The sequence below is a fragment of the Liquorilactobacillus ghanensis DSM 18630 genome (assembly GCF_001435235.1).
GTDB classification, from domain to species: Bacteria; Bacillota; Bacilli; order Lactobacillales; family Lactobacillaceae; genus Liquorilactobacillus; species Liquorilactobacillus ghanensis.
In genome coordinates, this window is record NZ_AZGB01000030.1 from 1 (window position 1) to 13,485 (window position 13,485).

Consider the following 13,485-nt stretch of genomic DNA (forward strand, 5'->3'; position numbering starts at 1 on the left):
GGATTCCCTTTTCAATAGGATTTTATTCATTTACACAAACTATTTTATACTCTCAACAGGCAGTTTCATATCTGGGAAGGAATCTGATAAACAGCAATTTATTAGACAAATAATAAGTAATCAATTGACAGGTGAGCCGCGTAAACTGATTTTCTTTGAAAATCAATTTACAGAATGGATTGGATCACAAAGAATGTCAGTGATTCATGATAAATTAATTGATTTTTTTGTTCGAAATAATTTTTCATATTCCGATGAAAGTTTAAATACTTTGGCGTTGACCATTTTAATAATTGTAAAAAGGGCAGCGAATAATCATCTTTTGGAAGAAAATTTAAAGCAAGATTTAAAAATAACTAATCTAGCTGAATATCCGCTAATTTATAATTTATTAAATTGTTTAAAGGATGATTTTAAACATAATTTTTCATCAAATGAAATATTTTTAATCACGTCAATTTTTATTGGACTTGGTTTTGGTTTGAAAAATTCAATGCATTTTTCTCAAGAATTTAAATTAAAGGTAGCTGATTTAATTAATTCTGTTGGAAGAGCTTTAGAAATCGATTTCATCTCTGATGAGAGGCTATTTCATAATTTAGAATTGCATCTTTATCAATTAATTTATCGTGCAAAATCAAATTTTCAAATAAAGAATCCTTTGTTAAAAGATATTCGGAATAAGTATCCAAGTCTATTTGCTGTTGTTTGGCTGTTTGTTAACCAATTCATCGAAGAATATAACATAAAAATTACACTTGACGAAGTAGCTTTTATTACACTACACTTTCAAACTTCACTTGATCGCAGTATACAAACAATTAATGCTTTGATTGTTTGTCCAAATGGAATTGGTACAAGTGCTTATGTCAAAGCACAAATCAGCAAATTTTTTCCAAATATTAGTGCTCATTTAGCCAATACTCGAGATCTAGACATAATGACACTAGATAATTTTGATTTTATTTTATCGACCGTCTCTTTAAAGAAAAACTATAAACTTCCAGTTTTAGAAGTTTCCACCTTAATTAATTTTAACGAATTAAAACAGATTAGTGAACTTTATGTGAGGTCTTTATATCGTAAATACGCAATACAAGATCTATATATAAACCAACAACAAGATGTGATGTATATAAATCATCTAATAGGTCAAAATATTTTCCAAGGTAATTTTAAGTCGTATTTAGATATTTTGAATTTTTTGATTGGCAAGGCAAATGAAAATGGATTTATTGAAAAAGGTTTCAGAGAATCAGTATTAAAAAGGGAAAAATTAATGTCAACATATTTGTCTGGAAAAACAGCTTTACCACATGGAAATCCTAGTTTGGTTAAAAAAAGTTTTTTGATAGCTTTAGTTTTGTCTAAAGATACAGATTGGCAAGGCAAGATGGTTAACGTTGTTTTGCTTCTAGGCATCAAATCCTCAGATGTTAGTCATTCACAAAAGTTAATGAGTTTTTTAATGGACAAAATTAATGAAAACGAAAATAAAGACTTAAGGAACTATTTATTTCAATTAAAGGAGGTGAAATTAAATGCAAAATGTTTTTTCTGAGGAAAACATAAAAATTATTTCTCAAATTGATAATTGGCAAAAAGCTGTTGAAATTGCTTGTCAACCGTTACTTGAAGAAAAAAAAATAACTCAGAAATATGTAACCAATATTATTAAAAGTGTCAAAAAATATGGACCATACATGGTTTTAACAGATTATTTCGCCTTGATGCATGCTAAACCGGGAGAAGGTGTTAACCAACTTGCAATGAGTTTATTAGTAGTTAAAGAACCAATTGATTTAGAAGGAAAAAAGGTCAAAATTTTTCTAATTCTTGCTTGTCCTGATAGCAAATCACATATTAAAACTTTAAAAGAAGTGGCTGGAGTTTTAATGGATCAATGTAATTTCGAACTTATTTTAAAAGGCACTAAGTCTCAAATTATAGATTTATTTCAAAAGAAAGAAATGGATGGTGGAAAAAAATGAAAATTTTAGCAGTTTGTGGTTTTGGTGTTGGTAGTTCAATGTTGTTGAAAATGACAGCCGAAAAAGCGGTTAAGGAATTGGATATAAATGCAGAAGTTGAGAATACTGATTTATCTACTGCGCAAGCAACCCCTGCTGATTTGTATTTAACAAGTGCGGAACTAAAAACTGAACTTGTTCACTCAGTTAACGCACCAGTATACTCTGTGAAAAAATTTATGGATAAGGAAGAAGTAAAACAATGCTTGATGGATTTTCGAACTAAAAGTAATCAGAATGATTGACCTAAGGAGTGAACTTAAATGGGGATTATAAATATAATTATCAATAACATTATGCAAAATCCGCCAATTTTAATTGGATTGGTCGCTTTAATTGGTTTATTACTGCAAAAAAAGGGTATTTCTGAGTTGGTTAAAGGAACACTAACCGCTTCTTTTGGAATGGTTGCTTTAACTGAAGGTGTAAATATGTTAACTGGAGTTATTTCACCTATAAATACAGCTTTTCAAAAAAGTTTAGGAGTTACTTCTTCAAATAGTTTAAATGATGTAACATTTACTGCTAAATTTGGTGGAGAAGTTGGTTTAGCAATGTTTTTGGGACTGATCATTCACCTAATAATTGCACGTTTTACACCAATAAAAACTATTTTTTTAACAGGTCATATGCTTTGGTGGTTTCCCTTTGTTATAGTTGCAGGCGGTGTTGAAGGTGGATTGAATGGTTGGAAATTGATTGTATTTTCAGCTATATTATCAGCTCTTTATTGGTCAATTATGCCTTGGTTAATGCGAAAATTTGTTTGGGCGGCAACTAAAGATGAATCATTTTTGATTGGACATCCTACTGGAATTTTAAGTCTTTTGTCTGGTTTTGTGGCTAAACATCTTGGAAATAAGGAACATTCAACTGAAAATATAAATATTCCAAAGAAGTTATCTTTTTTCCGTGAAATTTCAGTTACTGGATCTATTGTCATTTTTTTAATGTATGTAATTGTTTCGTTTATTATTCCTTCTTTGCCAGGAAAGAAAAATTTGTTGTTTAATTCGATTAATCAAGGTTTAACATTTGCAGCCGGATTATTGATACTGCTTTATGGAGTTCGATTATTAATTAATCAAATTATTCCGGCTTTTCAAGGAATTTCAGAAAAATTGATTCCAAATGCTAAGCCAGCATTTGATGTTCCAGTTCTTTTTAACTATAAGCCAAATGCTGTCCTTGTAGGTTTTATCACGGCTATGATCACGTCAACTATATTAGTTATTTTTTCTGATAGTTTTCATATTTTTCATATTATGCTTGTTCCTCTAGTAATAACTTCATTTTTCGAGTGTGGTGGTGCAGCAATTGTTGGTGAAGGTCAAGGTGGACTCCGTGGTTCAATTTTGGGAACTGCAAGCGCAGCAATTTTAATGGTAATTCTGGTTGGATTTTCCGGTACGATGTTTGGGTCAACTATTCAAAACTGGATTTTAATTTTTGGTGGTAATGATTTATCGCTAATGGGAATTATTAGTAAAATTTTGGCAAGCTGGTTATAAATTTATTGAGGGGATGGTTTTTTGTGTATCAATATTTTGATGAAATAACAAAAAAATTAAAGGCTGTTGAAAAGGATGAAAAGGATAATATTTTTAATGCAGCTGTACTATTAGCTAAAACACTTGAAAATCAAAGTTCGACATATATTTTTGGAGCCAGCCATGCAGGAATTTTGACTCAAGAAGCTTTTTATAGAGCTGGAGGATTAATAACGATGAATCCAATTTTTGGCACAGAAATTATGCTGAATAATAGACCAGTAACTTTAACTAGTAAGATGGAGCGATTAGAAGGGTACGGAACAGATCTGGCAAGTACAATTGATTTTCAAAAAAATGATTTATTATTTTTGCATTCTGTTTCTGGACGTAATCCAGTAACGATTGAAATGGCACTAGTTGCTCGAAATGCTGGTGTAAAAATAATAGCAATCACAAATCTAAAGTATTCAAAAAGAATTACTTCACGACATAGTAGTGGAAAAAAGTTATATCAATTAGCTGATATTGTGATTGATAATCATGGAGAAATTGGTGATGCAATGTGCAAAATCTCGGGATATCAACAAAAAATTGCTCCATCCTCAACAATAACAGGTAGTGGGATTTTAAATTGTATTGTGGTTGAAGCTTGCCGGTTACTTGCAAATGATGGAATTGATGAACTACCGATTTTTTATAGTGCGAATATGGATGGTGGCGATGAGCTTAACAAGAAATTATTTTATAAATATGAAAAATTAATACACTATTCTTTCTAACTTAATTCTTTTGAATTTAGATTATAATTATTTAAATTAATAAGCTTAGGGTTATAGCAGTTGAAATTCTTGATATTAAAGAGTAAAACAATAGTCAATTTCTTTTTTTAACACATTTTTTGATAATTGTGTTAATATTTGAAAACTTTTGATTATTGGTTTGCTCTTTTTAATTTCAAAATTTATATGCTATAAATGATATTTTATATAAATAAAGTTATTTATTCAAATAGTATTGTAATTGTAAATCATAAGAAAATACGATTTTATTGTGATTATTCATGTAAAACTGTAGGATGTATGATATATCTAAGACAATTTTGAAGGAAGTGTTTATTATTGTAAAATTTTGTAAAAGTTCATATTAAGGAAGACAAAGAGTTGTTGAGAGGCTTTAAACGCTTAGCCTAAGATTAATTATTAATGGATAATTTCACCTTAACACTGTTTTGATAATTTTTTAAATTTTTTTCTTATTAACAAATATAGTGTTCAACTGAAAAAATTTGGAGGGAAATTATGAGTGTGAAGATTACAAATATACTACAATTACCCTCAATGAAGGGTTCAAGGGTCTTAACTAGTAAAAGTGATTTAAACCAAACAGTTACTTCGGTTACGGTTTTGGAACATTCAAAAATAAATAACGTGCAAAAAAAGTTACAGGACAATATATATTATCGAGGTAATGAAATAGTTTTGACTTCTTTTGCTGGTGTTAAAAATGATGTCATAGCTCAATGTAGAAATATAAAATATCAAGCTGAGCTAGGGGAAGTTGCTATTATATTGTTTTATGTGGGAATTGTAATGCCTACAGTTGATTCTCGTTTGATTCAAACGGCTGATGAAGTAAATATTGCTATAATTTGTATGCCATTAAATAACCCTACACTTGCGTACAGTGATGTAATTATGGAAATTTCAAACGCGATTTTTAATGATCAACTTAAGCATCCTTATTTAGCTGTGGAGATGCTAAAAGACTTTTATAGCAGATCGGATAAAAAAAGAAATTTGGATGCCGCTTTACAGATTATTAGTAGAAAATTTAGTATTTCTCTAGCTATTTTTAATCAGCAAATGATTTTGTTGAATCAATCAAACTGGCCACAAGGAAGTAAGGTTGAATGGTTAACAATCGTGAAGAATCCATTATTTAAAACTCAAAATGTAATTAGTCGGAATAATCTTGTCTGCGAAAAACAAGCCATGGTAAATAATGGACAAAAATTATATTTATTTACTTTAATGACTAATAAACGTTTGAGTAATTTTCAAGAAAGTCAGATTTTACAATTTATTAAAATTATGTTGAATATGTATCATCAAAATGAAACAATTTATATTAATAATAAAGATATGATAGATGCATTATTGAATGGTAAAGAAACCAAGGCACTTCAGATTGCAAAACAATTGAAGATTAAGGTTGCTGATTTTAAAAATTTTTGGTTGATTGATAATACTAGTGATTTAAAAAATCAGCATTTAATTGATGTAATTAGAGATCTTTCAAGAATGTTTTCGAATAAAATTTTGTGTGAAGCTTACAAAAATAGAATTGTTATTCTGTTTTCCAAAAGAGTAAATTTGGATGATTTAATGATTTGGGGTGAACAAATTTTGAGTTGTTTTGAGAATGTAAAAGAGAAACAGGGACAAGGTATCTATTTGAATTATTTTTTAGATTTGGGAAATTTCTCAGCTTATAATAAGTACTTTTCGTTGTTAGAACTGGTAAAACCATATATAGTGAAAATTTTTCCACATAAAAAAATATTTGGAATTCAAGACCTTAAATTTGTGAAAAGGTGTAAAGACATATTTAAAACTAAAAATTACACAAATTTTTCAAAAATAATTGCTCCAATTTCAAAAAATAAAAGTTTGCTTCAAACATTAACAACTTATTTTTTAGATGCTAATACTAATATATTGGTTACTGCGCAACTAGAATGTGTTCATCGCAATACGATTAAGTATCGATTGGATCGAATTGAAAATTTATTGGGATTTTCAATTGATAACCCAATAATGTTAGGAGATTTAACAACGGCTTTAGCGCTGGAAAGAATAGTTAATTACAAACAAGATAATTAAAAATGCTTTAGCTTTATATTAAATATAGATTTGAATTAGATTGCAATTTGTTAATTTTAACAAATTGCAATCTAATTTTTTATTTTTTTTACAATGTACAGTGAATCAATATTGTCATATGTTATAAATTAGTACATTGATTATTGCATTTGAGAAAGGAAAGGGATTATATGAACAGTAAAACAGAAGTGAATGATGAAGCATCTAAGCTTAATGATGATTTTTCTTTAAGTCGAGTTCCCGATTCTAAACGTGATCCAATGTGGAAAATTTTACTGATCAGAATTGGTAATTTAACCTGTGTTTCACAGTTTATGCTTGGAGCAGAACTCGGATATGGGTTGACATTTTCACAAGCATTTTGGGCAACGATGATTGGAAGTGTAGTTTTACAGTTTATTTCCTATGGTTTAGGTGTTGCTGGTCAAAGAGAAGGGTTATCAACGAGTTTATTATCAAAATGGGCTGGTTTTGGCATTTATGGATCGGCTTTGGTAGGATTGGCGTTTGCCATTAGTTTAACTGGATGGTTTGGAATTCAAAATTCAGTTTTTGCTCAAGGTATAGTTTCTATTTTGGGAAATCACGCAAATTTGGCTGTTACTTCAGCAATTACAGGAATTGCTGTTACTTTAGTCGTTTTATTTGGGTTTAAAAGTATGAGTTGGACAGCCAACATTGCAGTTCCAGGTTTTTTATTAATTATGGGTATCGGATCATATAATATGCTGCAAAGCCACTCCTTGGTTAAATTAGTGACTATGGCTCCTCCGTCAAATTCTTTGACTTTCTCTGCAGCTGTTACGATGGTTACTGGCGGCTTTATTGTTGGATGTATTATTACTCCAGATATAACTCGTTTTGCAAAAAGTTCTCACGATGTTTTCTGGGCAACTTTAATTGGTACGATGCTTGGAGAGTTAGGTGTCAATCTTTTAGCCGTCTTAATGGCTCATGCGATTGGAACTTCTGAGATTATGCCAATTATTTACAAACTAACAGGAATCTTTGGAATACTAATCGTAGTTTTTTCAACTTTGAAGGTTAATGATATTAATCTTTATTCCTCAAGTTTGGGTTTCGTAAACTTTCTTAAACAGGTATTTAATATTAATGTGAATCGTGCGGTTATGACGGTAATTATTGGTGTTTTAGGTACGATTTTATCATTAATGGGTATCATGCAACAGTTTGAATCCTTTCTTAGCTTTTTAGGAATAATTTTCCCGCCAATTGCTGGTATTATGTTTGTAGATTATTTTCTTCTAAAAAGAAGTCGTCATCTTTTAGATGAATCTCGTCGCCTAGGTAAACTTCCTGAAAGTGCAGAAAAATTAAATCCGGTTACTTTAATTGCTTGGATCATTGGAAGTGCTGCTGGTTTTTATATCAAAGTTGGAATTCAGTCGATTACTTCAATTATAGTTGCTGCAGTTATTTACTATATTGGTATCAAGATTTTTTATAAGGAGAAGAAATAAAATGAAATATCTCTCAATCGAAAACATTAAAAATATTTCTATTGGAGCTGCAATGTTAGGTGCTGGTGGTGGAGGAAATCCCTTTATTGGTGAGCTAATGGCAATTAATGCTACTAGAAAATATGGTAAGGCAAAATTAATTTCAGTGGATGAGATTGATTCTGAGGCTTTAGTTGTTCCCATTTCAGTGATGGGTGCACCTTCTGTTCAGTTGGAAAAATTTCCTAGTGGTAAGGAGTTTATTAAAGCTTTTAATTTATTGGAGTCACACCTACACCAAAAAATTAAGGCAACTTTTCCTATTGAAGCAGGTGGTGTAAATTCAATGATTCCAATTATGGTAGCAGCTAAGACAGGAATTCCGTTGATTGATGCAGATAGCATGGGGCGTGCTCTTCCAGAATTACAAATGTCAACATTTACGTTGTATGGACATACTGCAACACCAATGTCCGTTGTTGATGAGAAGGGGAATGGTGCCCTACTAGAAACTATTGACAATTATTGGACTGAAAGAATTGCAAGATCAATAGCCGTTAAGATGGGAGCAACGGCAACAGTGGCAAGTTATCCATTACATGCTAAAGACCTTTCAAAAGCTGGGATTTTAGGAGTTGTTTCACTTTGCGAAAAAATCGGTGAAATTGTTTCTAATATTAATAACTTTTTGACAGTTAAAGATGCTTTGAACCATTTACTTGAATTAACTAAAGGATTTTGTTTTATGGAAGCAAAGATTGTTGATATAAATCACGAAACTAAAGCAGGTTTCAATTTTGGAACTGTAAAATTAGAGGGATTCGAGTCTTCAAAGGGAGAAAAAGGCGAAGTTGATTTCCAGAATGAAAATATTGTATTTAAATTAAATGATTTTGTCGCAATTACGGCTCCAGATATTATAACGTTTTTAGATGTTGAAAGCTTAAATCCTGTTACAAATGAAGAACTTAAATATGGAAAAAGGGTTTTTGTAATAGGTATTCCTTGTTCTGATAAATGGCGAACTAAGGATGGTATTAAATTGGTTGGGCCACGTTATTTTCATTATGATATTGATTATCAACCAGTTGAAAAACGATTTAAAGAATTCAAATGATAAAGGAGAAAAAATTTTCATGATAAAAATAGGAATTGATGTTGGAGGTACCAATACTGACGCTGTTTTATTGGACGAAGCAGATAAAGTAATTGAAGCAATCAAAACACATACTACGAAGGATATTCAAAGTGGTATTAATACAGCAGTCGCGAAAATTTTAAAAAAGAGTAATGTTGATCCTAATGATATAAAGCAAGCAATGTTAGGCACAACACAATGTACTAATGCGATTGTTGAACGTAAGGATTTGGCACGGGTAGGGGTTTTACGCTTGGGATTTCCAGCAACTCAGTCAGTAGAACCCTATACAGAATGGCCTGATGATATTACACGGAAGCTTTCTGGAAAATTTGCAATTGTTAGCGGTGGTTATGAGTTTAATGGCGAAACTATTGCGGATTTAAACTTTCAAGAAATTAAGAAAATTTTATTATCTTGGAAAAATAAAATTGATAGTGTTGCCATTATAGGAGTTTTTTCAGCTATTAATAACAAACAGGAAAATGAAGTTACTCAGTTAGTTAGAGAGGTTTTAGGACCAGAAATTCCCATTTCAGTATCATCTAAAATCGGATCTTTAGGGTTAATTACTAGAGAAAATGCAACAATTTTGAATTCATCACTGTATAATGTAATCCATCGTGTTTGCGAGGGGTTCAAGGGAGCTTTAGCTGAACAAAAAGTAACTAATGCATCCATTTTTATTTGTCAAAATGATGGAACCTTGATGTCGACTGATTATGCTGAAAAATATCCTATTTTAACAATCGGTAGTGGTCCAACTAACAGTATTCGTGGTGCATCCTACCTAGTTAAGAAGAAAGATGCATTAGTATTGGACATTGGCGGAACAACATCTGATATTGGGGTTTTAAGTAATGGTTTTCCACGTGAATCATCAATTGCGGAAACAGTTGGCGGTGTTAAAACTAATTTTCGGATGCCAGACATACTCTCTGTTGGTTTGGGAGGAGGGAGCATTGTTCGAAAAAAATCCGACGGGACTGTAACGGTTGGACCAGATAGCGTAGGCTATGAAATCGAAGAAAAAGCTATAGTATTTGGCGGCGATATAATTACTGCAACTGATATTGCTGTTAAATTAGGTATGGTTAAGATTGGAGATTCTTCTTTAACAAAGAAAATCAATTTAAGCTTGGCAAAAAAAGCTTTTGAAACGATCAAAGGTATACTAAGTGAAGCATTAGATAAAATGAAAACTAGCTCTCAACAAACTAATCTTATTTTGGTTGGTGGTGGGGCTATAATCGCTCCGCTTGTAATTGAAGGTATTTCACAAATTTTTAAGGATCGTTATGGGAGTGTTGCAAATGCAATTGGAGCGACGATTGCTCAAATTAGTGGTGAATCTGAGAAAATTTATCAATATGATCTGATTCCTAGAGAAAAAGCGTTAAATGAATCAAAAAATGAAGCTACTAATCAAGCAATTGGTGCTGGAGCGAGCAAAAATGGCATTAGGACTGTCGAAATTGAAGAAATTCCTTTAGCTTATGCACCAAATGATACTGTGAGAGTTAAAGTTAAAGTCGTTGGTCAGATAAAAGGTTAAAATAATAATTTTTTTATTAAGCCATCTAATTATAGTGACTTTATAAAAGTTATGTTTTGGGGAGTGGTGAAAGCCACTCTTTTTTTACAATAAAAATTGATATTAAGTAATTTTGTTAATTGTAAAGGATTGAACTAAAAGCACCTTTCAACTTCCAGAACGTTCTGGAAAATCCGTTAATTGTAAGCGCTTGTATTTATACATATAATTAAAGTTGAAGAAAGGAGGAAAACTTATGGATGATTTAAATTCACGCCAGTTGAAATTAATCAAATATTTGATGAAAATTAAGAATACTACAGCAGCTAAATTAGCATTTTATTTAAATGTTTCTAGTAAAACTATTTATCAAGATTTGGACAATGTTGCTGATTTTTTAGGAAAGCATCAAGTTAAAGTAACTAGAAAACCGGGAACTGGCATTGAATTACATGGGAATTTAAAAAAACTGTCGATTTTTTTATTAACTGATAGAAAACGGATTAATGTTCCAAATAATGATTCCCAAAGAATTGTTTATATTTTAGCTAAATTGTTGGAAACCAATCAATATTTAACTATTTCCAGTTTGTCAGAACAACTTTTTATTAGTTCACGAATTATTGAAAAGAATCTTAATCAGATAGCCAAATATTTAAATTCTTTTAGTGTGAAATTAGATCGTAAATCTAGTCAAGGAATCAAAATAATTGCTAACGAAGAGCAGCGACGTAAATTAATTTTTAGATTATTAAACAATTTTTGGGGAGAACAATGGTCAGTTAATCATAAGAATAAAATTGTTTATCATAACTTGGCAGCTAATTCACTTCTAGATAACCAAATTGTTCTGCGAGTTTTGAAAATCGTTGATCAATTTGAGACGGTTTCTCAAGTATCATTGAACGACTATGAATTTCAGTCACTTACAATCCATTTAGCAATTGCTATTCAACGAATAAAATCAGGAAAAATGATCGCTGAATTACCTATTCAAAATCTAAAAAAACAACAATTATCTCAAGCACAGCTTTTAGCAAGTATGATTGAAAGAGATTTCAAAATTGAACTACCTTCAGCTGAGATTAAATATTTACAATTGCATTTAATTGCGGCTACTTCAGGAGGAATTACATTTGAAAATATTTCTCCAAATGATGAAGCTTATGTGGAATTGCAATTGCTTTTGAAGAAATTTGGCTATGATGCGAATTTATTGCGGGGATTGGCTGTTCATCTTAAATCAGCTAGTAAAAGATTGCATTTTAATGCGTCAATTGCTAATCCTTTTACTGCCACGATCAAGCAAAATTATCCTGCTGCTTTTGATCAAGGATTACAGATAGCTCGCTTTTATGAAAAAAAAGAAAATATTTCTTTAAATGATGATGAAGTTGCTTATTTGGCGTTACATCTTCAAGCTTATCTAGAAAGAAATCATCAAGATGATGATCGTTTAAAGGTTGTGATAGTTTGCAGTACAGGGTTGGGATCAGCACAGTTGTTAGCAGCAAGAATTAGATCGGAATTTCCCGAAATAAAAATTCTTGGAGTTTATTCCTTAAATGAACTTCAAACTTCTATTACCGAGGAGACAGATTTGATCATTAGTACGATTGAAATTCGCAACTCTATTGTTCCAACGGTAACAGTTTCACCACTGCTTCAAGCAACTGATATAAGTTTTATTAATCAAACTGTAAAAAAAATAAAACAAAACAAGAAAAATACTTTTAATCCGGCTAAAATTTTAAATCCTCATTTGGTTTGGTGTCAGCAATCTTTTACTGATTGGCAGGCTACTCTTCGTTGGATAACAAAACAGTTAGTTATCCAAAAAATAGCAAAAGAAGGTGTTACTGAATCGGCTTTAAATCGGGAAAATTTATCTTTTACCAGTTTTGGAAATTATGCTACTCCGCATGCTTCACCAGAATTGATTATTAAACCGTCAATTGCTGTATGTACTTTAAATCCATCTATCAAATGGGGGAACCAAGAAATTTCTGTCGTCTTTTTCTTGGCAATTACAAAAGATTTTACTCCCAAAGAAATTGAACTTATTTTCGATAAATTATGCGGCATATTGGATGAAAAAAAATTATTGAAGAAATTATCGACTTTTAATGATACTGCCGAACTATTTCAATATTTAAAGAGGTTGATGAACAAATGAATATATCACAAGTAATAAAACCCAATTTAGTTTTATATGATTTAGTAGCTAACACTAAAAAAGAAGTAATAAATAAATTGGCGGATTTATACCAAAAAACGGGTGTTATTCAAGAAAAAGAAGCATATATTATTTCAGTCATGAAACGCGAAGAAGAAGGAACAACTGGAATTGGTGATGGAATTGCTATACCACATGGACAATCAGAGACTGTTAAAGAATCTGCTGTTGTGATTGCTAAATTAAAAGAACCGGTTGAATGGCATTCACTAGATGATCTGCCAGTTAAATACGTATTTCTATTAGCAATTCCTGATGAAGGTGATCAAGAGCATTTAAAAATTCTTTCACAACTGGCAGGACTACTAATGGACGATGATGTCAGAATACAATTAGAAAAATCAAAGTCAAAGGTTGATTTAATAAATATTTTTAAAAAAGGGGTCGATCAATTATGAAAAGAAAATTAATTGCAGTTACTGCGTGTGCTACTGGTGTTGCTCACACTTATATGGCGGAAAAAGCTTTAATTAAGGCTGCTAAAGAATTAGGCGTACTGATTAAAGTTGAAACTCAGGGTGCAACAGGAATAGGAAATAGATTAACTAGTAAAGATGTTTCAATTGGAGAAGCGGTTATTTTTGCAACTGATACTAAAGTTCGTGATGCCGAGAGATTTGACGGTAAAAAAATTTTACAAATTGGGGTCAGTGAGCCAATAAAAAATGGTAAAGGAGTTATTGAAAAAGCTTTAAAAGTAGCTGATGAATAA

Annotated in this window: 12 protein-coding genes; all 12 read left to right on the forward strand. The window is 31.1% G+C overall.

Annotated features, from left to right (window positions below; genetic code table 11):
• Positions 1–1,561, forward strand: a 1,561-nt coding sequence (locus tag FC89_RS11695) for a BglG family transcription antiterminator (RefSeq protein ID WP_057872716.1), incomplete at its 5' end; no start/stop codon positions are given.
• Positions 1,542–1,991, forward strand: a complete 450-nt coding sequence (locus FC89_RS11700) for a PTS sugar transporter subunit IIA (RefSeq protein ID WP_057872717.1) — start codon at positions 1,542–1,544, stop codon at positions 1,989–1,991. The genes FC89_RS11695 and FC89_RS11700, both read left to right, overlap by 20 nt.
• Complete coding sequence (locus FC89_RS11705; RefSeq protein WP_057872718.1) at positions 1,988–2,275, forward strand: PTS sugar transporter subunit IIB; 288 nt, start codon at positions 1,988–1,990, stop codon at positions 2,273–2,275. The genes FC89_RS11700 and FC89_RS11705 overlap by 4 nt, the downstream gene beginning before the upstream one ends.
• Before the next feature lie 27 nt (positions 2,276–2,302).
• The gene (locus FC89_RS11710) at positions 2,303–3,541 is read left to right on the forward strand and encodes a PTS ascorbate transporter subunit IIC (RefSeq protein ID WP_057872810.1); all 1,239 of its coding nucleotides are present in this window, start codon (positions 2,303–2,305) and stop codon (positions 3,539–3,541) included.
• Between the two features lie 23 nt (positions 3,542–3,564).
• Positions 3,565–4,302, forward strand: coding sequence for a sugar isomerase domain-containing protein (locus tag FC89_RS11715; protein ID WP_057872719.1), 738 nt, complete (start codon positions 3,565–3,567; stop codon positions 4,300–4,302).
• 519 nt (positions 4,303–4,821) lie between these two features.
• Positions 4,822–6,405, forward strand: a complete 1,584-nt coding sequence (locus tag FC89_RS11720) for a PucR family transcriptional regulator (protein WP_057872720.1) — start codon at positions 4,822–4,824, stop codon at positions 6,403–6,405.
• A gap of 170 nt (positions 6,406–6,575) precedes the next feature.
• Positions 6,576–7,886, forward strand: a complete 1,311-nt coding sequence (locus FC89_RS11725) for a purine-cytosine permease family protein (RefSeq protein ID WP_157060732.1) — start codon at positions 6,576–6,578, stop codon at positions 7,884–7,886.
• A 1-nt stretch (position 7,887) separates the two neighbouring features.
• The gene (locus FC89_RS11730; RefSeq protein ID WP_057872721.1) at positions 7,888–8,982 is read left to right on the forward strand and encodes a DUF917 domain-containing protein; all 1,095 of its coding nucleotides are present in this window, start codon (positions 7,888–7,890) and stop codon (positions 8,980–8,982) included.
• 19 nt (positions 8,983–9,001) lie between these two features.
• Complete coding sequence (locus FC89_RS11735) at positions 9,002–10,558, forward strand: hydantoinase/oxoprolinase N-terminal domain-containing protein (RefSeq protein ID WP_057872812.1); 1,557 nt, start codon at positions 9,002–9,004, stop codon at positions 10,556–10,558.
• A gap of 235 nt (positions 10,559–10,793) precedes the next feature.
• Positions 10,794–12,713: a BglG family transcription antiterminator gene (locus tag FC89_RS11740; RefSeq protein ID WP_057872722.1), complete on the forward strand. Its 1,920-nt coding sequence runs from the start codon at positions 10,794–10,796 to the stop codon at positions 12,711–12,713.
• Positions 12,710–13,171, forward strand: coding sequence for a PTS sugar transporter subunit IIA (locus FC89_RS11745; RefSeq protein ID WP_057872723.1), 462 nt, complete (start codon positions 12,710–12,712; stop codon positions 13,169–13,171). Before FC89_RS11740 ends, FC89_RS11745 begins: the two co-directional genes overlap by 4 nt.
• A complete protein-coding gene (locus FC89_RS11750; protein WP_057872724.1) occupies positions 13,168–13,485 on the forward strand; it encodes a PTS fructose transporter subunit IIB in 318 nt (105 codons plus the stop codon). The genes FC89_RS11745 and FC89_RS11750 overlap by 4 nt, the downstream gene beginning before the upstream one ends.

Excerpts from the sequence above, each read along its gene's own strand:
- FC89_RS11735 (WP_057872812.1), top strand. The coding sequence starts at position 9,002 with ATGATAAAAATAGGAATTGATGTTGGAGGTACCAATACTGACGCTGTT.
- FC89_RS11750 (WP_057872724.1), top strand. The coding sequence starts at position 13,168 with ATGAAAAGAAAATTAATTGCAGTTACTGCGTGTGCTACTGGTGTTGCT.
- FC89_RS11700 (WP_057872717.1), top strand. The coding sequence starts at position 1,542 with ATGCAAAATGTTTTTTCTGAGGAAAACATAAAAATTATTTCTCAAATT.
- FC89_RS11720 (WP_057872720.1), top strand. The coding sequence starts at position 4,822 with ATGAGTGTGAAGATTACAAATATACTACAATTACCCTCAATGAAGGGT.
- FC89_RS11740 (WP_057872722.1), top strand. The coding sequence starts at position 10,794 with ATGGATGATTTAAATTCACGCCAGTTGAAATTAATCAAATATTTGATG.
- FC89_RS11705 (WP_057872718.1), top strand. The coding sequence starts at position 1,988 with ATGAAAATTTTAGCAGTTTGTGGTTTTGGTGTTGGTAGTTCAATGTTG.
- FC89_RS11745 (WP_057872723.1), top strand. The coding sequence starts at position 12,710 with ATGAATATATCACAAGTAATAAAACCCAATTTAGTTTTATATGATTTA.
- FC89_RS11730 (WP_057872721.1), top strand. The coding sequence starts at position 7,888 with ATGAAATATCTCTCAATCGAAAACATTAAAAATATTTCTATTGGAGCT.
- FC89_RS11725 (WP_157060732.1), top strand. The coding sequence starts at position 6,576 with ATGAACAGTAAAACAGAAGTGAATGATGAAGCATCTAAGCTTAATGAT.